The following is a 22,291-nucleotide window of genomic DNA, read 5'->3' on the forward strand; positions in this document are numbered from 1 at the left end:
ATTCCTATTATACTAGTCGAAAACGTTTTCTTAACAGCCATTCTGCCGAGATTAATAGTGTGAACAGAATGAGAAATTCCCAGCGATTCCAAAGCGTGATCGGTTCTTCATTCTCGAGAGGAACCGGATGGCCTGTTGGGATGGCAGCTGGAAGTTGGTCAGCGGCAAAGATATGATAATATTTTCCTCGCGTTTCCCTGGCGGTTTTCTGCATATCGCTTTGGTTCATGTCTCGATTTAATAATTCACGTTGCGATACTTCAACTCGAAAGTCATCGGAAGGAGGATTCCCTTGCAGGATTGGTTGAGAGACCCAGCTATGATACGATCCTTCTGCGATATTGGAATAACTGCCTTCGAAGATATTGGGTGACTTTTCTAATGGTGTTAATTTGACCGGCCGAGAAGCTTCTCCTTGTCGTTCTAGCATCACAGTCACATCTTCATCGTCTGTCGGAATTAATCGTTCATCTAGAAATTTCACTCGAAACTGAACCGAGTCGCCTTGTTGATATGTATTACGGTCAAGTGTGAGTTCGACAGCCTGTTCCTGATTTAATAGTTTTGAACGACTAAGGTAGCGGATCGATTGTACCCAGTAACGGGAGTAATAAAGATCACCTACAAGATCGCGCCATCTCCAAAGGTCGTCTGTTGCACTGAAGATTACTTTACCAGCTCCAATACGCTGTGTGGCAATTATTGGGATCAACTGTCCGTTTTTTCCTTTCTGTGTGGGATGCGTTGCAAGTACAGAAGCTCCGGGCTTGACTCCATTTGCTGTATAGTACCAATACAGTTCTGGTAAATTATTCCAGATTGTCTGGCTCTGCTCGGCATTGTCTGCAAAACGAAATATTGAGGTACTGAATTGACCTTCAGTTGTTAGTTCCGGTTGAAATCCATTGACTAATGGGGCAGCATCAGTCGATTCCTTTGTTTTAGAAATTTCGATAGGCAATAGGGTTTCCAATTTGGTATTGGCATAGGCATGAGGGGAAAAGCGAGGACCAGCGACGACTACCAGACCTCCTCCTTTTTCGCGTACAAATTGGTCGAGATTTTCAAAAACAGCTTGACTGAAGTAAGCAGGATCGGCGTCACCCAGAATGACAACATCGTATTGATAAAGGTCTTCTTTTTTTACCGGGAAATAATCTAGAGCAGTAGCATCTTCGGACGAATATTCCAGATCCGATTCCTGTAAAATGCTTCGGAGTTCGATGGTTTTGTCTCTTTCCAATAAATGCTTAAGGTAGCGGTATTCATAACGAGGGACTGAATCTACCAATAACACACGAATTTTTTGATCGAGAACTGAGACCTGACCGCTTTGCTGGTTGTTATTGCGATTGACTTCTCCTTTGACTGGTTCTACTTCGAAGACATATTCCAAAAGCCCTGGCTTGTTCGGAGTGAAGGTGAGATCAATCTTTTGAAATTCTTTGTTAGGGTTAATTGACAATTTTCTAGTGATCAGCGGATTTCCTGTTTTGGCGTCTTTGAGGGAAACAGAGACTGAACCGGCAGTGATACCAAAGCTTTTTACTTTGGCTGACAGATTAACTGGATCATTAACAAAAGCGACATCATCAACCAACAGGTCGTACAATTGCAGATCTCTGACTGGCTGTTCGCTACCAACTCCAACGGGGTAGATGGGAACGAGCTTCGATTTCGCCAATGTGCCGGCGCGGGACAATAGATCCATATCGCCGGTACTGGAGATTCCATCACTGAGGACAATAATCGCAGTGGGAAGCGTTCCTCGAAAATCGTTCAATACTTTTTGTACCGCGTGGAAAGGTCGTGTTTCATTCCCTATTGGTTCGAGTTGTTTGATTAATTCCTGGGCTTGTGCAGTATCCGTTTTGTCAAGCAGTCCCTGTTCTCCCAATGGAATACACTCTTCCGAAAAATGGTAAAGCTTCAATTTGTGTTTTTTTTGTAACTCCTGTAAAAATTGTGCATCTTTTTGGAGCAACAATGTTTTGACCAGACCAAGCCGATTCTTGCCTTGGTCCTGCTGCTTGTCTATTGCACTGTTCTTGGTAGAAGCGATTTGAGAGTAGTCATCTGCGAGCCCCATACTTGCTGAGTCGTCAATTAATAAAGCGACAAAAGGTAAACCGGTTCGGTGAATGGAAAGCGTGATTTTTGTGAGGAACAATAACACAAACAAAAACAATGCTAGGCGAATACTTAATAATACGGCACGCTTCTGCAGATTAAGGTGCGCTGTATCCTTCAGGTACGCGTACATCAGCAGGAAAATGATTCCCACTCCCAAAATGAAAACAACCCAATCTGGGAGCCATGTAGGCCAGGGAGTATTCCACTGGAAGCTCCACGCCGTTCCCTGCCCAGGACCCGCTGGAGGGATTTCAAAATAGGATTCTAACAGGTGTTTCAGATAATCCATGAATTTGTATCAAAATTCGACAATTTGATATTCCGACTCAATTCTTCAGAACATTCAGATCTCTTCAGTTGCTTATATTGTATTCAGATCTGCCAGCAATTGTTGTTTTTCATCTTCTTCCAGCTCCGATTCTGCAATTTTTTTTGCCTGTTCCAGGTATGTTGAGACCTCATCTTGCTTATTTGCGGCCGAAGTGGCTCGTGCTAATGCTTCGTAAGCATAAGCAATGTAAAAAGGGCTTAAGTGGTTCATTTGAGTTACTTTGAGGCAAAGTGTGCCGTAGCTGATTGCCAGGCTAGGCTGATTAGTAATGGCATAGACTCGAGAAAGTTGCCAATAAGCAATTGAAAGGTTGATAGGAGTATGTTCCTCGAATTGTGTCCAGTGCCAATATGAGGCATGACTGGCCGAAATCATCAGTAAATTCTCTTCTGAAGTACGATCTTCTTTTTCGATATAGCTCCAAGCCTGGTTAAAACAGTCAGTGGCAAAAAAGTGATGCGCAGCTTGAACATCAAATGCTGGTGGCTGCATGCTACATAACTCCTTAAATAGGATTGAATTTGGTTAGACCATTGTGTAGAGAGGCCATCGAAAATTGCCCTTCAGGCAGATTGGATTTCAAGGCATAATGCATTGTATCGAAGCCAGAGAAGAATTATAAGAACTTCGAAAAAATGAATGGAAGTTTGAGAACTGAGGAAACTTCTAGAAATCTTCGGCCTTATTTTGTCTATTTTCTCAGTTTTCACCAGGCAACCGGCTTGATGCAACAGGATCTTCCTATTCGATAATGTTTATCCAGTCGAAACAAATGTCATAACCAATGGATTCAGAACGCGTTGATTCCCGATGAAAAAGACGAAGGGTTGGAAAACAATCCAACCGAAATCAGGGCTTGTTTGGGAACATCCCTTCCAGGCTATCTCATGGGGAACTTCAGATAGACATTAAGGCGGCTATGATCCTGTCAAACGCGAGTACAAATCAACAACGCCGATCAGCGAATGAATCTCGAACGGATTCTGCCGCATTGCCTGCATCCGCTCATCTCGTGGGTATCCGTGGTTCGGGAATGAAAGCGCTTGCAGAGTATCTTTCGAGTGCAGGCTGCCGTGTGACTGGGTCCGATTTAAGTCCTTCAGTTCCCACAGAAAATGCCTTGCGCGAGGGGGGATATCGAGTTCATCAGGGCCATGATAAACGATTTGTTCCTGAAGGAACGAGCGTTTTGATTTACAGTCCTGCCATTGGTCTGGCAAATCCAGAACGTCGCTTTGCCCAGCGGATGGGAATTCCACAGTTATCTTATTCTCAGATGCTGGGGCGTCTGATGCGGCAGAGACAAGGTGTCTGTGTGGCTGGTACACACGGGAAAAGTACTACCTCGGCTCTCACCGCATATGTGCTGCAAAATTCAGGAGTTTCTCCATCGGCAGTGATAGGAGCAGAGCTCTGTAGTAAGAACTTAAATGGCTGGGCAGGGGAAGGTTCACTTTTTGTTGCTGAGAGTTGTGAATATCAACGTAGTTTTCTGGATTTATTCCCTTATTATGCCGCCATTACAAATATTGAACCCGACCATTTTGATTATTTCAAAAATCAGGATGATATGACGTCCGCTTATGCCGAGTTTGTCTCTCGAATTCCTGCAAGAGGTCATTTATTGCTTCCAGGGAATTGTTTGGGGCTGGAAAAAATTCAGGGTTCCTGTCAGGCAAGAGTCTCCACGTTTTCTCTTGAAAGAGGTGCTGACTGGTGGGCCACAGATATTAAACAAACTGCTTTTGGCCTCAGATTTCGGCTCTTTCACCAAGGTGATTACTTTTCGGAAATCTCACTGCAAAAAAAAGGGAAACACAATGTTTCCAATGCAATGGTCGCAGCGATTCTCTGTCATACAGTCGGAATTGCTGTTGAGGACATTCGAGAAGGGATTTATGAGTTTCCCGGTATCCATCGCCGCTTTGAACGAATGGGTTCGTATAAAGGTCTGACTTTATTCGATGATTATGCTCATCACCCTACGGCAATTCAGTCTACGCTGAAAATGTTGCGACAGGAGTATCCAGATCGAAAAATCTGGTGTCTATATGAACCGCACCAGGTCTCTCGCACTCAGGCGTTGATGGATTATTATGCTCGAAGCTTCAGATCGGCGGATGAGGTTCTGATCTCCCCTGTGTATGCCGCTCGCGAAAAGCTCGAACAAGAACCCTTTGATATATCAAAAGAGCTTGTCAAACGGACTCTTCGGCATAATGATTCGACTAGATTCAGCAGTTCCCTTGACCAGATGGTCTCAACTTTAGAGACTGAGGCTCAATCTGGTGATATTATCATTACTATGGGAGCGGGCGAGATAAATCGGATCCATTATGAGCTCAATCGAAGACTTCAAAGCGATTCTTAAAAGTTCTGAACCACTGGCAAAATATTCCTATTTTAAAATAGGAGGACCTGCCCAGTTTTTGCTTGAACCACGCGACGCAGATGAATTGCAGCAGGTCGTTTTGTGTTGTGTCGAAAATGAGATACCCATGCGTGTGCTTGGTGGAGCATCTAATGTGCTCATCAAGGATTCTGGCGTACAGGGAGCAGTCATCAGAATCTATGGAGATGAGTTTGCGAAGGTTCAAATTGAAGGGACTACTGTGACCGCCGGGGCGGGAGTCTTGTTGTCGAACCTTGTTTCGCAAACCGTAAAAGCCGGCCTAGCTGGTATGGAAGGGCTGGTTGGCATTCCCGGAACGATCGGCGGGGCATTACACGGGAATGCTGGCGGAACTCATGGTGATATTGGCCAGTACGTTACTTCGGTGTCAGTGTTGACAGCCCGAGGAGAAAAATTTGTAAGGACTGCAGACGAATTGAGTTTCAGCTACCGTGAAAGCAGTGTGAATGAGTTAGCGATTCTAGAAGCCACTTTTGAATTAAAACAGGATGATTCCGAAGAGGTAACGAATCGGATGAAAAAGAATTGGATCATGAAGAAGTCCAATCAACCTTTGACCCATCAGTCAGCGGGTTGCATCTTCAAGAATCCCCGTGGTATGCATGCGGGAGCCTTAATCGAACAAGCAGGTTTGAAGGGGACCCGGATTGGTGGTGCTGAAATCAGTGATCGGCATGCAAATTACATTATCAATGATGAAAATGCGACGACAGAGAACGTACTCGATCTGATCAACTTGGCGCAGAATACCGTTTCTGAAAAGTTTGGTGTCGAGCTTGAGTTAGAAATTGAACTCTGGTAATCGGATTTTCTCATTATTTTCCGATGCAATAAACGTGATTAAATGTTCGCAGGAAGACCTGTCCTTCAGAAAAGGCGGGTGTAGAGTTGCTTTTTTCGTGAAGTTCATTCTGAGCAATTTTTTCGAGATGCTTCTGGTTAAGTTTGAAGACGTGCGTTGTGCCATTTTGATCGGTTACATAAAAATTTCCATTTACCAATACCAAAGAACCCCAGCAAGCTGCGCCTCCTGAGCGTTCCTGCCAGATGATTTCTCCGGTCTCCGGATTGAGGCATTGGAATGTGTTGGGGCCGGCATTTGCCATGTAAAGATGATCTTTGGAAATAATTCCAGAAGAAATTCGTTGGGGATTGGGCTCCTTTTGCCAGAGACGCTGTGCTGAAGTGATGTCTCCTGATCCTCGCATGCGAAAACCGATTGCAGGTCCATTAAAGCCTCCCATCGCCACACAAATATCACTTGCAATGACCGGGGATGTATAAGCCAGGTCTCCCTTCTGCCCTCGTAAGCCATAACAACTCCAGATAATATTTCCCGTTTTGGGATCATAGGCATTCACACGTAATGACATACTGCAGATGATAAGCTTTTGACCGTCTATCTCTGTCACAACCGGAGTACTCCAGGACCCCATATATTTCCGCTCTTTATTTCGCGAGCCATTCCCTTCAACTGCTTCTGTGGTTTCCCACAAAGTTTTCCCATCCTCCAGGTCAATACTTGTGATAAAGACCCGTTTTCCAGGCCCACAGTGCAGAATCACCTTTCCTTCGTGCAGAATAGGAGAGGTGCCATAACCCCATATATGTTCAAACTCTCCTAGATTCCGATTCCAGAGTTCATTACCGGCAAAGTCATAACAATACAAGCCTGCAGAAGCGTGCCAGACGACAACCCGCTTTCCATCTGCAACAGGTGTTGAGCCACAATAATTGTTTGTTTTATGGGTGGGCATGACTTTATCGAAGTTTACAGTTCGAACCCAGAGTTCTCGTCCGTTAGTGCGATCATAGCAATATAGACTTCGTTTGCGTCCTTTGTTTTCTGCACAGGTTACAAAGACGCGTCCGTTCGAGACGATAGGGCTGCTGTTTCCAGGAGCCGGGAGTGGCACTTTCCAGAGAATGTTTTCAGACGGACCCCATCTAATGGGGACATCTTTTTCGAGAGAGATTCCATTTCCCCGTGGTCCACGAAACGCAGGCCAGTCTTCGGCGGTGAGTTTAGTGGAACTAAGAACGAGAGAAGATGAAAAAGCCAAAAATAGAATTTGGAAGAATTGTTTCATCTTAAAGCCTTTTCAAATACGAAATTGATTCGCTTTGAACGATCCTGGTTAACTTATGACGTCATGAATGACGTGTCCGTGTACGTCGGTCAGACGCATGTCACGACCACCAAAGCGAAAGGTCGATTTTGTATGATCTAACCCCAGTAGGTGCAACATAGTAGCGTGGATATCGTGGATTTCCACACGATTTTCGACGACTTTGTAACCCCATTCGTCGGTAGACCCATAAGTGACACCGCCTTTCACTCCCCCTCCAGCCATCCACATGGTGAAGCCGAATGGATTATGATCACGTCCATTTTTCCCTTGTGCAAAAGGTGTTCTACCAAACTCACCTCCCCAGATAACCAGTGTTGATTCCAACAGCCCTCTTTGTTTGAGATCTTTGAGTAGAGCTGCGATGGGTTGATCAACCGCGCGGGCATTATTTTCATGATTACGTTTCAAGTTACTGTGTTGGTCCCAGCGATCACTGTTAACACTGGTGCAAGTCAATTCGACAAATCGTACTCCTCGTTCGATAAGCCTTCTTGCTAACAGGCACTCTGCGGCATAGATTTGCGTGGGTTTGTATTTTGCATTGAAGCCGTACAAGTCCAGTGTTGATTGGCTTTCACTGGTGAACGACATTAAATCAGGAATCGCCAATTGCATTTTGTAGGCAAGTTCATAGTTAGAGATGGCTGATTCTATTTCATCATGCACACCGGATTGCAGTTGTTTAAATCTGTCGAGTTGCTGCATAAGTTTCAGTTTTTGTTGTTGGGTTTGGACCAGTTTTTCCTGCCGTTTTACATTGGCGATACCACTGCCACCTGGCTTGAATACGGATCCCTGAAAGCTGGCAGGTAGGAAACCACTATTAAAGCAGTCCAGTCCACCCGGCGGAATGAGGCCACCGTTAATGACAACAAAGCCAGGTAAGTTCTGACATTCACTGCCTAAACCATAGTTGACCCACGCACCCATACTGGGACGTCCTTGTAAGCCACTACCTGTATGGAGAAAGTAGTTAGCAAAAGTGTGTTCAGGGAATTGCGAAACCACAGAACGAATCACAGCGAGGTCGTCGACACACTCACCGATATTTGGGAAGAGATCGCTGACTGGATTACCGCTTTCACCGTATGGTTTAAATTTCCAGGGACTTTCAAGAACCTTACCCACATTATCGAATTGTGTTGCTTCGACCTTAAAAAAGTCGCTGGGACTTTTGCCATTATATTTGGTCAGTAATGGTTTGGGGTCAAATGTATCGACTTGCGAAGGTCCTCCGTCCATATATAAGAAGATCACATTTTTCGCTTTGGGGGGAAAATGCGTTTTACCTGTTGCTTCTCCCGAAAACGCCTGGTCTTGCAAGAGTGCAGTCAATGCAGCTGCACCAAAACCGTTGGCGCATTGTTTCAGCATGTCACGCCGCGTAAATTGTTGTCGGAATTGACCGCAGTGCATGTTAATGACTTTCTGAGGAACATCTTGAAACTAAAAAACGTATATAAACTCTTTAAGATTAAAAATAACATGTCCTAACTCTGCCCAAACAAGGGCTGATTTAGAATTTTGTTTGGTACGTGCGATAATAAATTGACGCGCTGCCGATAATTCTTCTGAGGTTGGAAGCCGACTTAATGCCGATTCATACATCCAGCGAATTCTGTCATCGGTTGTTTGCTGTTTCAATTGTTTGGTTACACGTTCTCCCCAAAGCCCAGACTGTTGAATCACGAATGGATCATTCATCATAATCAGGGCTTGCGCAGGAACATTGGATACATTACGACGTCCCATAGTGCTGAAGGGGCTGGGAGTGTCATAGGCCAACATCATGGGAGAGAGAAAGTTACGGCGGACCTGGATATAGATGGATCGTCTACCGTTGCCGTCCAGTGGACCGTTTTTAGGTGGTTTACCACGTCCATCCATAAATTTGGTCAGATGAATTGGAATGGATGGGCCATACATTTTTAAATCGATCCTTCCCGAAATCTCTAACAGAGTATCACGGATTGCTTCACCCTCCAGACGCTTTAAGGGCATTTTATGGAGGTATATATTTTTGGGATCGACTTCTGACACATCCAATGTTGTCTGACTGGACTGTTGATAGGTCTTTGTCAGCACGATGTACTTGATCATTTGCTTGATAGAACGCCCCTCTCTTAAGAATTTGAGAGCGAGAAAATCTAATAGTTCAGGGTGTGAAGGGCGTTCTCCCAAAACACCAAAATTATCGACGCTGGGAACAATCCCACGACTAAATAGATGTGCCCAAATACGATTTACAATTACGCGATGGGTTAAAGGATTAGCAGGATCATTAATGGCTTGTGCTAACTGGAGTCGTCCGCTCCCCGAATTATTCACCGGTGACTTACCATCGAGCGCTTCCAGAAACCGACGTTTGATTACGGGTCCGGGATTCTGGTGGCTGCCTCTGATCAGGACATGGTCATTTTCAGTACTGCCATCCATTATCGCCATCGCAGTTTGTGACTTTGTTTGGATAGAATGCTTTAGTTGTTCGCGTAGTTTTTTGTATTCTTCTATTTCCTTAGAAAGTGCCTGTCGTTCTTTACTTCCCGATTCTGAGAATAATTCCGGGTGAGTGAGTACCCAGTTAAGAAGCGAAACGGTTTGTGCACTGGGTTGCTGGTCACTGTCAAAATATTCTTCAAAAGCAGTTTCGAACGCTTTTTGTACTTTGACGGTCTTCAGGCTGACTGAGGTTAAAGATTGTTCGGGATGCGGTGCCGCGTGTTTTACCTGATAGACTTCCAGTGGTTCTTTATCCAAAGCAGTGAATTCCAGGTGAATACGGTGCCCTTTGTATCTTGATAAATCATGAGTGATCCATTGCGGCTGATGTTGGGCATTGGCAGAAACTTTTTTCAATGTCGAACCATGCAGCGGGCCAAACAACATACGATGCGAGTCTACACAAGCGTAAACCCAGCAACTTCCTTTCACTCTGTAGGAGACCGGTCCGCGCACTTCGAAGGTGGGAGTCCGTAAAGTGCGACCCGAACGAGGGAAGGATCGCAGTTTGTTTTTTTGATTCATCTTTGGTGAGGGAGTATCAGCAATGTCATCCCAGAGGGAGTCTCGCCTGGCGGCACCTTCTAAAAGCAAACTAAGTGGGATGTGTTGATTGGATGGATCCAAAACCAGAGTCCCCCGTGGTTGTGGTGCAAGGCCAAAGGTAAACCCATCAGTAATAAAATCTTTTGGATCGCAATTGCCATAATCAATGATGGTTCTGTCATCAGGCCCGGACTCTGTAGGTGTCTTTGAATTGAACTGTGCGGGAGGGGCTTTTGAACCAGAATCCACAAAAAGTGTCGTGGTCAGGCTGTTCTCTTTGCCTTGGTTGCTCTGCAAAAATTGAACCCAGCATTTGAGAATCGAGGCATTCAGTTTTTTCTCTGAAGCTTGCCGGTTGATTTCTTGATCAACATTTGATGAACTTTGGCGAACAAGTAAATCGGCAGTCTGATAATAAGTTGAGAAGTTTTTCATCTCACCAGCGAACGCATTTTTTATTTTAGTCTTCAGAAATTTTTGTTTCTGTTGATAAAGTTGTTCTGCCTGCTGTGCAATTTTTTGATTGTGTAGCATCGACTCAAAGCGTACCTGATGATAATTGCTGCTTTGCAAGTATCCATACAGAGCGTAATAGTCTTTGGTTGAGATTGCATCAAACTTGTGATCGTGACAGCGTGCACAGGAAACAGTCATACCAAGAAATGATTTGGTCATGACATCGATTGCATTGTCAAATCGGTCCGTTTCATCCTTACGAATATCGACGGGAGAGTGGACCCATTCACCCAAATACCAAAACGCCGTTGCCAGCACGGATTCGTTGAATTTTTTATTTGGATGGAGACGGGGATGTTCCACTAAGTCACCGGCAATATGCTCTGTCACGAATTGATCGTAAGGGAGATCGGCGTTCAAAGCCCGGATGACATAGTCGCGATATTGGTAAGCATTCGGCGCATCATTATCAAATTCGTGACCCCGAGATTCCGCATACCGCATCAAGTCCAGCCAGTGTCGTGCCCAGCGTTCTCCGAAATGGGGAGAAGCCAGAAGTTGATCGACTAACTTTTCTGTTGCATTTTCAGATTTGTCATTCAGATAAGAGTGGATATGTTCTGGAGCAGGGGGGAGTCCAATTAAGTCATAATATAATCGGCGAATAATTGTCCGTTTGTCGGCAGCATGGCTGGGCCTCAAATTATTTTCTTCAAGCCTTGCCAGGATAAAATGATCAACGGGGTGATGAGACCAGCTTTTATTTTTCACTTTAGGAGGAGATACATCTTGGATCGGCTGCCATACCCAATGTTCGGCTCGTCGTTTTTTTAGATCAAAAATTTCTGCGTTTCCAGATTCGACCGGTGGTTCTTCGTTGGGCCAGGGGAGTCCCATTTCAACCCAGCGTGTTAAAAGCCCGATTTGTTCTTTCTTAAGTCTGGTATCAGGAGGCATCTCGAATGATTCATAGCGTATGGCTTCCAGAAGAAGACTCGCGTGCGGTTTTTTGAATTCAACAGAAGGCCCTGAATCGCCACCTTTTAGAATCAGGTCGCGCGAGTCTAACCGAAGTCCACCTTCCAGTCGTTTGGCGTGGCCGCTATGGCATTGGTAGCAGTGTTCAGCAAGCAACGGACGAATTGATTTTTCAAAGAATTCCAACTGTTCAGCAGAAAACGAGGGAATAGATTCTGCTTGCGATTCTGGTTCCTCAGCCCTGGTTGAAAAACTGACGAACCCAACTAAAAGCAATAAAACAGATATGATTCGAAGAATATGTTTCATGCTTTTTTCCCGGGTTTGGATCGTGATTCATCTTGAGGATCTTTAGGCAACAACTCACGATTGTTGAGGACACTTCAAGGTGGTGGGAACAATATCCGATTAATGAATATTGCCATAAGCTATTTTAATGCTTTCAGTTGAAGCGATTCAAGGTTTAAATAGCAATGCAGAGCCATACAGCCGGATTCGATGGGAACCTTAAACTAATTAACTAATTCAGGTAAGGGTCTGGCATGATCTTCGACCAGATATTGAGGACGACCACTGAAATCTTCAATCGTCGTCTGCTCTGTTTCGATACCGACATTATGATAGAGGGTTGCAAAGAGTTCCGGGAATGTAACAGGACGATCAACGGCTTCTCCAGCCAGTCGGTCAGTCGCACCAATGACCTGACCGGTTTTCATGCCCCCTCCAAAGAGAATCGCAGAATTCACTCGAGGCCAATGATCTCGACCAACTTGTGTACTGATTTTGGGAGTACGTCCAAATTCACCCCAGATGGCGACAGTACAATCCTGGTCCAAACCTCTTTGATGAAGATCTTCTAATAACGCACTCACACATTGGTCGAATATCGGAAAGTCTTCTGCTTCTCGTTTAAAGATGGAATTGTTTTTCCCGCCGTGCCAGTCCCATTTGCTATAATTCAAAGTGACAACGCGTGCACCGGCTTCAATCAGTCTTCGTGCCACAAGCATACTTTGCGGTACACGAGGTGCGCCATTGCTGTCGATGAATTTTGTTGGGTCCCCGGTACCATAACGTTCAACGGTTTTAGGATCTTCTTTGGAAAGGTCCAGAGCTTCTGCCAGTTGAGAAGAAGTCAGAACGCCCATGGCCTGTTCGTTAAATGTATCCAGACTGTTCATCATGCCCGAAGCATCTGCCTCTCGTTTGAAATTGTCGATGTTCTGAAGTAGCTTTTTTCGATCAGAAAGCCGTTCCAGAGAAATCCCATTCAGAACCATGTCATGCCGAGTTGGCCCCATCGGTCGGAAGGGGGACTCAGAAAGACCAAGGAAACCGGGACCGGGTTCATTGTAAGGACCGTGAGTACAAGGATAACAGAGGCTGATGAAGGGAGGTGCTGATTCCACATGTGCACCCTGGAGTTTCGAAACAGTCGAACCGAATTGAGGCCAGCCGCCTTGTGGTTTAGGTTTACGGGGATTGTGACCGTTGAAGCACTGAATGGCATCATGACCACTTTGAGATCCCACAATCGAACGCACTAGAACCATTTTATCCATGAGTTGAGCCATGCGTGGAAAGGCTTCACAGATTTCGATTCCAGGAACATTGGTAGAGATAGGACGCCAGGGGCCTGCGATTTCTTTGGGGGCTTCTGGTTTGAGATCAATCATGTCCTGATGTGGTGGCCCACCCACCAGATAAATCATGATTACAGATTTCTGACGTTTTTTGTTGGCAGGGTTCGATTCTGCCTGCAGGATGCGGGGTAAAGTCAGACCAGAGAAGCCAAGACTACCAATTTGCAGGAAATTACGCCGCGTTAATCCATCACAAAATGAGGGTTTTGATTGGCCGTGACCTAATAATGTCAGCATATCTGATCTGTCTCCTGCTGCAGTTTGAATCTTTAATCGCAGACAGATTGTATCAATTCTTGCTTATGTGTTCCAGAGGGGCTTGAAAAGATTCTATAAATCTTCAGTTTCTGGCTCTCTCTCGCAATTCAGGCAGGGCCGCACGAATTCCATTTGTTCCCAAGGTTGCAATAGTACCAATGTTTACGAATCGGTAACCTTCGTCAATAGCCTGACGGCACCGGTCCAGGTCACCAAAAGTAATTCCCGCAGGTTTATTTGCTGTCGCAACTCGTTTGGGGAACTCAGCCAATAATTCCAGAAGCTTTGGATGTTCTATTTGACCGATGATTCCCAGGGAAGCAGAAAGGTCCATCGGTCCAGCAAAGAGGACATCAATACCATCGACAGCCGCGATTTCTTCGATATTTTCAATTCCCTCAGGTGATTCGATTTGAGCGACAATTGCTGTTTCCTCGTTAGCATGTGGCAGATAATCGTCAAAGGAAAAGTCCATGAACATCGTCCAATCGGGAGATACACCCCGTGTTCCTTCGGGGGGATACTTTGCATATTGAACGGCTAGTCGGGCTTCATCAGCATTATTGATCTGAGGCACCATGATTGTGTTGGCTCCGATATCTAATGCTTTTTTGAAGAAAATGGGGTCCAAGCCAGGAACACGAATCATAGGCATGCATCCCTTTCTGCGCGCGATCTCAGGGATATGTTTGACTTCATTTACACCATAAGGACGATGCTCCAGATCGACCCACAAAAAGTCGATGCCCGTATCAACGGAGAGTTTGGCTAGAATTTCTGATGCGTCCGGCATAGCCACTCCCAAGGCAATATCTCCTTGAGAAAGTAGCGTTTTGATTTTATTTTCGAACATTGTTGCGTCCAGAAAAAAGGAGAAGTCATATTGAAGGGATGATGAGTTAGATGAAAACTAAATCGCATGATAAGCGGAAAAGTAGAAACGGCATACCCTCGGAGAGTATGCCGTTTATGAATTCAGCTTTTTTGTCAGCTGTTTGACTATCTGCCAATATAGTACATTGCTGGATCATCGATGATCCATTCCGTTGACCAGGTACGACCATTATCCTGATTGCAGACATTAAAGAATGCAGTATGAAATGACTGGATCCGGGTACCATAAGGAAGGTGTGAAGCAAAGCGATCAGCTGGAGTCAAAGGATCTACTCCAGGACTGGCATAATAGTGCGTACGCCCGTCTGGAGTGAATGACATTCCGAGAGTCCACCACCCTGTTTGTTTGATTTCGGGTCCGATAAAATCCTGCCCCATTGTATCTGCTCGCACGACGAACATAGCAGAATCTTCACCGTTGGGACTGTCCGTTTTACTATTAAATTGGATGAACATTCCCAGATAAATGGTTTCTATTTTCGTACTGTAACCACTGCTACGCGAGAAGAACCTACGTCTCGAACGGGAGCGTTTTGATTTCATGGGCGCTTTTACAGCGGCGCGAAACCCAAACGAAGTGCCGGTTTTGTCTTCCCACTCCTCAAAGGGGGGAATATAAACGCGTGTCACAACACTGGGAGAGTAGCTTACTGAAATCATTGATCCCTGCATGATCAGGTCATCCTGATTAGTGCCGCGGCTACCTTGTCCTGGAACTCCTGTATGGAGCGTTTTCATCAACAAAGCGCCTTTGCTGCCGGGAAGGCCACCTGCAGGTGTGGGGATTCGTTGAATCACATCTGGTTGTCCGCGTTTGGCACTCTCAGTCCAAATACTATTTGTTGACTGACCTAATGGATAACGAGTCTGCTTATCGACATTGGTGCTACTTTTGGGAAGATTTGTGATGAACTCCCAGGATTCATCTTCAAAGTCATCCCAGCATCCATCTACCCTTGTTCCCGTACCAGGGGTGACCTGAGCATGTAATTCAACGCCTGCTATGAGAATAGAAGTTCCGGCAAGAAGAGCCAGACAGTATCTGGAGAAAAAACGATTCCATTGGAGAAACATGGTTTTCTGTCCCTGGTAATATGTGAAAAGAGAGGGAATAGGTTTTTAGACCCTGACATTAGGAGCACATTCGTGATAGTGGGGCAAAATTCCATCTCTGTTCAGTACAGCTTGCCCGCATTTATCGTACTTATTGGAATTATCGGATAGATCGATAGAAATGATTCAAATTATCTTGATATGTTCGATTTGCTGTAAGGTCTTGCTTCGTCTCAATTTTAAGCATTTATCTGTAAGAGAAAGTTCAAACCGATGTGCCGATTTTTAGTCGTACCAGACATATAGTCCCTGCATTTTTCTTGTTTTAACTAACCCGCACACTTTCCTGCTTTCCTTTTTGAATTTAACGTGCTGAATTGGATTTCGAAAATGGAATCGCTAAGATGGCGATTTGGTTTTTGCACAGAATCGTGTTCTTAAGCCACGCTAAATTCTATAGCAAATCATTCATTTGAGGACCTGGTGCTAATTTCTCAAATGACTCTCCAGAAGATTTAATATTTCGAGAACATAATGACTAATCCCCATGTCACTGAGCAGGATGCTCTTTCTCAGAGTTTAATTAATACGAAACAAGAAGAACTCATTCTCGTCCTCGATTTTGGGTCTCAAACTGCCCAACTCATTACCAGGCGTGTACGTGAGCAAAATGTTTTCAGCCAACTGGCACGTCCCAATCTCTCAGCAGAGAGAATTAAAGAACTCAATCCGAAAGGAATTATCCTTTCTGGTGGTCCGGCGAGTGTTTATGGGGAAAATGCCCCACAGGCCGATCCCGAAATTTTTAATCTCGGAATTCCTATTCTCGGTATTTGTTATGGAATGCAACTCGTATGTGACTCGCAGGGGGGTGAAGTCAAAGGAGGCGCATCACGAGAATTCGGTCGAACACCTTGTACAGTGAATGACCACTCTAACTTATTCTCAGGTGTACCCTCTCATTTTGTTGCCTGGATGAGTCATGGGGATCAAGTTGAAAATCTAAGCGAACAATTTTCCTCTCTGGCCTCGACTGAAACTTGCCGATTTGCAGCAGTTAAACATCATAGTAAACCACTGTTTGGTCTCCAATTTCATCCAGAGGTAACTCATACTGAATTTGGTGGCGCGCTTCTGGCCAACTTTGTCCAAAAAGTGTGTGGGTGTAAGGGAACCTGGAAGATTTCTAATTTAATAGAGCAGGAAGTGGAATCCATCCGTGATCGGGTTGGTGATCAACGTGTCATATGTGGATTATCAGGAGGTGTGGATTCTTCGGTGGTTGCAGCGTTATTATATCGCGCAATCGGTTCTCAATTATCGTGTATCTTTGTTGATAATGGATTATTGAGAAAAGGGGAAGCCGATGAGGTTTCCCATCGTTTTGGAGAACACTTTAAAACCGATTTACACGTGGTAGATGCACGGCAATTATTCTTATCAGAATTAGCAGGTGTTTCTGATCCACAGGAAAAGCGGAAAATAATCGGCAGACTCTTCATTGAAGTTTTTCAAAAGGAAGCTGCATCCATTGAGAATGCTCACTTTCTCGCGCAAGGAACGCTTTATCCAGACGTGATCGAGTCTGGTGCCAATCATGATGGTCCTGCCGCGACAATTAAGTTGCATCATAATGTAGGTGGCTTACCTGAAAAACTGGGATTCGAATTGATTGAACCGTTGCGCGAACTATTTAAAGACGAAGTTCGGGAAATGGGGCATGAACTTGGATTACCAGACGATCTGATTTACCGACATCCCTTCCCTGGTCCTGGTTTAGCAGTGCGATGCCTGGGAGAAGTGACTGAAGAACGTTTGAATGTGCTGAGAGAAGCAGATTTGATTGTGATTGAAGAACTGCACAAGGCAAATCTGTATCGAAAGACCAAGCAGGCTTTTGCCGTCTTACTTCCAATTCGATCAGTCGGCGTGATGGGGGATGGGCGAACTTATGAGGATGTCGCAGCAATTCGCGCTGTCGAAACTGACGATTTCATGACTGCTAACTGGTCCCCTCTGCCTCATGATGTTCTGGAAAGAATGTCGACCCGGATAACGAATAATGTCAGGGGGATTAATCGTGTGGTTTATGACATCAGCTCAAAACCACCCAGTACGATTGAGTGGGAATAATGCTACTTAAGTTCCTTTTTTGTTCTCTTGAAAGCGAATGGAACGACGTAGTTAACTTTGTCATCAGCGATAAGGTTTTCTGATTAGGGGTAAATGCCCTTGATTTTGGGTGTGATCCGAGTATGCTGGATTCATTCGTTAACATTCTTTATAATTTGTGTGGTTTGATTCAGAGGTTTGATACCCTGTATTCAATGCAGCTCTTTTAAGGTCAAAAAAGAGGGCTGCTCCCTCCTTCGGTTTCCTTCCTGATCTGTATCGTACTATTTGACATAGAAAGTCGGAAAAAATGAGTTCGGTTCCTAAGAGCAAATTGCTTTGTCTGGCTGTGATTTGTTGCTCAAGTATTGTGTTGCTGGCAAGCCATCATCAATCATCGGTCATTGCTCAAAAACCATTGGCCAATGAAGGCGATTTAGCCAAGCGATTGAAGCGAATTCCCGCCACATCTCCTAAAGAATCTTTAAAAGGATTTAAGCTGGAGCACGGTTTTCAGTTGGAATTAGTGGCCGCTGAACCTGACGTGATGGACCCCGTTGACGCTTGTTTCGATGAAAATGGGCAAATGTATGTTGCTGAAATGCGGGGATATCCTTATCTGCCTGAGCAGCGTCCCGATTACATTCCTGGTCCCGTCAGGAAGAATGCTGGTGTCATTCGATTATTAAAAGACACCAATGGAGATGGGAAGATGAATGAAAGTTTCGTCTTCGCAGACACGATTACCTGGCCGACTTCGGTTTGTTGTTTTGATGGCGGAGTCTTCGTAATTGCACCGCCAAATATTTATTACTTTAAAGATACCGACGGTGATCACAAAGCAGATATCAGAGAAACTGTTTTTACGGGACTACCAACCAAAAACGTACAGGGTCTGGCCAATAACTTGAAATGGGGATTAGATAATCATATCTATTTTGCCGGGGGAACGAATGGTGGTTCGATATTAAAAGATGGTAAAGAAGTGATTCCATCGGGACGTCGTGACCTGAAATTAAATCCAAAGACTCGTAAGCTGGAAGCCATTTCTGGTGGTTCTCAGTTTGGTCATTCAATGGATGATTGGGGAAATCGTTTTGTATGCAGCAATAGCAATCATATTCAGCACGTTGTCTTTCCCAGTCATTATTTAAAGCGAAACGCTTATTTGGCTGTTCCCAGTGTTTTGCGGACCGCTGCCCGTAGAGGGGCCGCGGCCCCCGTTTTTCGTCGTAGTCCTCCGGAGCCATACCGAGAAGTTCGGACTGCCCGTCGGGCCGCGGATCCTAATTTTCGAAAGCGTCTCTCTCCAACCGAGTTGGTAGCGACTGGTTTCTTTACATCTGCTACAGGGGTCACCATATATCGTGGTAGTGCCTATCCAAAAGCGTTTCAGGGAAATGCCTTTATAGGTGATGTGGGCGGAAATCTGATTCACCGTAAAACAATGGATTCAAAGGGCGCGACATATATAGCGACGCGCGCTGATGAGCAGACAGAGTTCGTGACGTCGAAAGATAACTGGTTTCGACCTGTTAACTTTGTCAATGCACCAGATGGAACACTTTGGGTACTTGATATGTACCGAGAGACAATCGAGCATCCATTTTCAATTCCAGAAGACATTAAACGTCATCTGGATTTGGAAAGTGGTTTCGACCGCGGACGCATTTACCGCCTGGTTCATCCAGAAGGGAATCAATTCAAAGTTCAGAAACTAGGCGAGATGCCAATCGATCAGCTGGTTAAGCAATTGAATTCACCTAATAGCTGGAACCGAGAAACGGCACAGCGTGTAATCTGGGAACGTCAGGATCAGGCAGCAATCTCACATTTACAGCACCTGTTTCGATCTTCAACACAACCATTGGGGCGCTTACATGCTTTGTGGACTTTGGATGGTTTGAACGCGTTGACTTCAGAAATACTAAAACAGGCATTAAAAGACCCTGTACCCGGGATTCGAGAGCAAGCTATCCGGCTCTCAGAAAAATATGTTGAACAAGACTCTGAGCTGGCACAAATCGTGTTGGAACTCACGAGCGATCCGGATTATCGGGTTCAATTACAATTGGCCTTTTCCTTAGGAGAATTTAACAATCAAACAGCAATCGCTGGTTTAACGAAATTAGTAGATTCCAAAAATTTTGATAGTGATATGAAGATGGCGGTCCTCACCTCTTCCTCAAAGATTGCGGGGCCTTTGTCGATCAGTTTTCTTAAGAAGTCACCAGAAAAGTTGTCAGGAAACCAAGGCTCTCTAGTTACAGAATTACTGATGATTGCAGGGGCTAGAAAAGAAACTGACGACGCTTTAGCTGTGATGTCATTTATTTCAGGCGATTCCATTTCGTTACAGACCAAACAAAAGACATTAGGTGCGTTGGGTAGAGGACTAGAACGAAGAGGAGCCTCTCTCGCCAGCTTGCTGAATGACAGTAAACTTGATGTTGATGTCAAAGAACGATTTAGTAAAACGATTGCTGATGCGGTTCGAACGGTCGAGGATGAAGACAAACCGGTTGCGAAACGGGTAGCCGCTGTCAAGCTACTCGGATTCATTGATTATAGCGTGGCTGGTGAGGTTCTGGCGGAGGTTCTGAATCCTAGATCATCGCCTAAAATCCAACTGGCTGCTGTCGAAGCGTTATCCCGGATGAGACACAATGATGTGAGTGCTGCTCTATTGCAGAACTGGTCTGGATTCAGTCCAGCCGTTCGTTTGGAAGTGGTTGATGCCTTGTTGGGATCATCAGGGAGGATCGACAGTTTGTTGAGCGCAATCAAGGAAAAGCGGGTGAAACTCAATGAAATTTCTCGCGATAAAAAAGATTTGCTGATGAATCATCCCAATCAAAAGATCAGAAAACAAGCTCGAACAGTGTTGGGTAATGAAGTCAACAGTGATCGTGCCAAGATTGTGCTTGCTTATGAAACTGCCTTGGAATTAAAGGGTGATGTAGAGGCAGGTAAGAAGGTCTATCTCAAAAACTGTGCCGCGTGTCATAAAGTAGGTGATCAGGGGCACAATGTAGGGCCTAACCTGGCAACAACGAAGAATAAGTCGAACAATGATTTGCTGATTGCGATTCTGGATCCCAGTCGCGAAGCACAATCAAATTACAATACTTATACGATTGTTACGGAACAGGGCAAACTCTTCACAGGGATTATTGCCGGGGAAACTGCTACGAGTTATACAATTCGAAGAGCAGAGGGCAAAGAAGATATTATTTTACGGAATAACATTGATACATTGCTTTCCAATGGAATTTCTTTAATGCCTAACGGGCTTGAGAAAGAGATCAATCATCAACAGATGGCTGATTTACTGCAGTATATTAAGACTTTAGAAGCCCCTGCGAAAAAGTAACTATCAATCTTAGGCAATGTGAGAAAAGCCCTCTTAGAATGTTCCAAGAGGGCTTTTCAATATTTGATATTCTGGCGGGATAGTTTTACCAATCCATCCCCAGGGTGATAGACCCCCCGAGGAGACTCAGGTCACCCGATTCACTAGCAGCTGAGCCAGCTCCATTCCACCACATCCCATCCCAGGCAGCTCGTACCCATACGAGTGCCCCGGTTTGTAGTACAAAATCCGCTTGCATACCAACTTGAACCTCGACGATACTCAATGATTTTTTCGTGTCAGTTTGAGCTACGGCGACAGTAGGTCCAGGAGTTCTGTCTTCAGCAGAGTATTTTGACCTTCCCCATAAGGCAGAATATTTGGCGCTCGAAATTAAAGACACACTTGAAGTTCCTTTTGTTCGTCTATCAAAGAGCCCCAAAGGGCGTCGTGCTTCTCCAAAGATCACAAGGCCATTTCCATCAAAGCGGTGTCCTACATCCGAAGATACGGGAGCACCACTGGCAGTACCCACTGCTCGATATGTTTGACTGACTGAAGCGTGACGGTAACCACCGCCAAAGGTTGTCTGCCAACGTTCAAAGTTCAATTCCTGGCTCATATCCACATCAATGGTGTATAATTTCAGGTTACTTGATGTGCTGATGAAGTCGCCTGCTTGACCACCAGCTCTTAATCCTCCAGTAACTGTTTGTGTGGGAAGTCCATTGAAGAAGATAAAGTTATTTGGAGAAATTGCTCCATTATTGGAATTATCTTCGAGTTGGAACCAACGGACCTGTGCGCTAAGTCCTTCGTTATCAATGACTCCCAGATTGATACGGGGAGCAGTTTGATAATTGTAAGGGAAATCATTTGAGGTGGTTATTGTGCTCATTCCCGATTGATCTTCAGTAAAGAAAGCGGTGTCCGTATCAAAACCAGGCTTTAGAAAGACTGCTGCGGCTCCGGCAACGATTCCTAAACGCTCATAAGTAGTGTCATCTAAGTAAGGGTCTTCAATCCAATCGCCCTGAGTATATTCTTCTACAGGTCCATAGTACTCTTCATTACCGTAGTTTTCTGGCATGGCAATGGGAGCTAAATCGGAAGTCCGCGGTGACGCTGGCGCAAATGAAACGGCGTCAATGTTTGACTCAAAATCATCCGAGGCATTTGAAATTCTGAAGACTCCTTCAGATTCATTTGATGGTTCGACAGGAAAATCTGATTGAGAATAAAGTGCCTGTGATGGAAGGCAGCAGATTCCCGCAATTATCAAGCCAACGAATCCGTTCGTTCTCATAGCCAAATCTCTCCATTTCAGTTCGATAAGAATCTCTTTTGAGAGTCCAATGACTGAAAGATGCTAATTAAAAACTAACCTCTCCAACAAAGCACAATTTTTTGATTTTAGAGTGCTTTGTTCGTAAGTACAGCAGTAGGTGGGGGCTATATAGATAACCCGTTGTCATAATTGATCGGCTTGCT

At 44.9% G+C, this 22,291-nt stretch carries 13 protein-coding genes; 4 read left to right on the forward strand and 9 right to left on the reverse strand.

The features are described 5' to 3' along the window. Positions 1 to 7: 7 nt before the first annotated feature. A complete protein-coding gene (locus V144x_RS07775) occupies positions 8 to 2,422 on the reverse strand; it encodes a vWA domain-containing protein (RefSeq protein ID WP_144983802.1) in 2,415 nt (804 codons plus the stop codon). A gap of 72 nt (positions 2,423 to 2,494) precedes the next feature. Beyond that, the gene (locus V144x_RS07780; protein WP_144983805.1) at positions 2,495 to 2,956 is read right to left on the reverse strand and encodes a hypothetical protein; all 462 of its coding nucleotides are present in this window, start codon (positions 2,954 to 2,956) and stop codon (positions 2,495 to 2,497) included. 427 nt (positions 2,957 to 3,383) lie between these two features. On the opposite strand from V144x_RS07780, the gene murC reads away from it, so the two are divergent. Both murC and murB read left to right on the forward strand, forming a co-directional pair. Continuing rightward, a complete protein-coding gene (murC, locus tag V144x_RS07785) occupies positions 3,384 to 4,835 on the forward strand; it encodes a UDP-N-acetylmuramate--L-alanine ligase (RefSeq protein WP_144983808.1) in 1,452 nt (483 codons plus the stop codon). Continuing rightward, positions 4,801 to 5,679, forward strand: a complete 879-nt coding sequence (murB, locus tag V144x_RS07790; RefSeq protein WP_144983811.1) for a UDP-N-acetylmuramate dehydrogenase — start codon at positions 4,801 to 4,803, stop codon at positions 5,677 to 5,679. Before murC ends, murB begins: the two co-directional genes overlap by 35 nt. Positions 5,680 to 5,692: 13 nt before the next feature. Here the strand turns inward: murB and V144x_RS07795 are convergent, their stop codons facing one another. The 6 genes from V144x_RS07795 to V144x_RS07820 all read right to left on the reverse strand — a co-directional run bounded on the left by V144x_RS07795 (position 5,693) and on the right by V144x_RS07820 (position 15,357). After that, a complete protein-coding gene (locus tag V144x_RS07795; RefSeq protein WP_144983814.1) occupies positions 5,693 to 6,967 on the reverse strand; it encodes a PQQ-binding-like beta-propeller repeat protein in 1,275 nt (424 codons plus the stop codon). 48 nt (positions 6,968 to 7,015) lie between these two features. Next, on the reverse strand, positions 7,016 to 8,425 hold the full coding sequence (locus tag V144x_RS07800; RefSeq protein ID WP_144983817.1) for a DUF1501 domain-containing protein: 1,410 nt from the start codon (positions 8,423 to 8,425) through the stop codon (positions 7,016 to 7,018). A 30-nt stretch (positions 8,426 to 8,455) separates the two neighbouring features. Further along, entirely contained in the window at positions 8,456 to 11,797 is a 3,342-nt protein-coding gene (locus V144x_RS07805) for a PSD1 and planctomycete cytochrome C domain-containing protein (RefSeq protein ID WP_144983820.1), read from the reverse strand. 203 nt (positions 11,798 to 12,000) lie between these two features. Continuing rightward, on the reverse strand, positions 12,001 to 13,368 hold the full coding sequence (locus V144x_RS07810; RefSeq protein ID WP_144983823.1) for a DUF1501 domain-containing protein: 1,368 nt from the start codon (positions 13,366 to 13,368) through the stop codon (positions 12,001 to 12,003). A 103-nt stretch (positions 13,369 to 13,471) separates the two neighbouring features. Next, positions 13,472 to 14,242, reverse strand: coding sequence for an HpcH/HpaI aldolase family protein (locus V144x_RS07815; protein ID WP_144983828.1), 771 nt, complete (start codon positions 14,240 to 14,242; stop codon positions 13,472 to 13,474). A gap of 146 nt (positions 14,243 to 14,388) precedes the next feature. Then, positions 14,389 to 15,357 carry a hypothetical protein gene (locus V144x_RS07820; RefSeq protein WP_144983831.1) on the reverse strand — a complete coding sequence of 323 codons (969 nt, stop codon included), beginning with the start codon at positions 15,355 to 15,357 and terminating at the stop codon, positions 14,389 to 14,391. 513 nt (positions 15,358 to 15,870) lie between these two features. Here V144x_RS07820 and guaA point away from each other — a divergent pair. Together guaA and V144x_RS07830 are read left to right on the forward strand one after the other, a co-directional pair. Then, positions 15,871 to 17,469 (forward strand): glutamine-hydrolyzing GMP synthase, encoded by a 1,599-nt coding sequence (gene guaA / locus V144x_RS07825; RefSeq protein WP_197998814.1) that lies wholly within the window; start codon positions 15,871 to 15,873, stop codon positions 17,467 to 17,469. Between the two features lie 289 nt (positions 17,470 to 17,758). After that, the gene (locus V144x_RS07830) at positions 17,759 to 20,821 is read left to right on the forward strand and encodes a PVC-type heme-binding CxxCH protein (protein ID WP_144983834.1); all 3,063 of its coding nucleotides are present in this window, start codon (positions 17,759 to 17,761) and stop codon (positions 20,819 to 20,821) included. Positions 20,822 to 20,906: 85 nt separating this feature from the next. On the opposite strand, the gene V144x_RS07835 is transcribed toward V144x_RS07830, so the two are convergent. Continuing rightward, complete coding sequence (locus tag V144x_RS07835; protein WP_144983837.1) at positions 20,907 to 22,106, reverse strand: Lpg1974 family pore-forming outer membrane protein; 1,200 nt, start codon at positions 22,104 to 22,106, stop codon at positions 20,907 to 20,909. Positions 22,107 to 22,291 lie beyond the last annotated feature (185 nt).

Origin of the sequence: Gimesia aquarii (assembly GCF_007748195.1) — a bacterium.
Classification (GTDB): Bacteria; Planctomycetota; Planctomycetia; order Planctomycetales; family Planctomycetaceae; genus Gimesia; species Gimesia aquarii.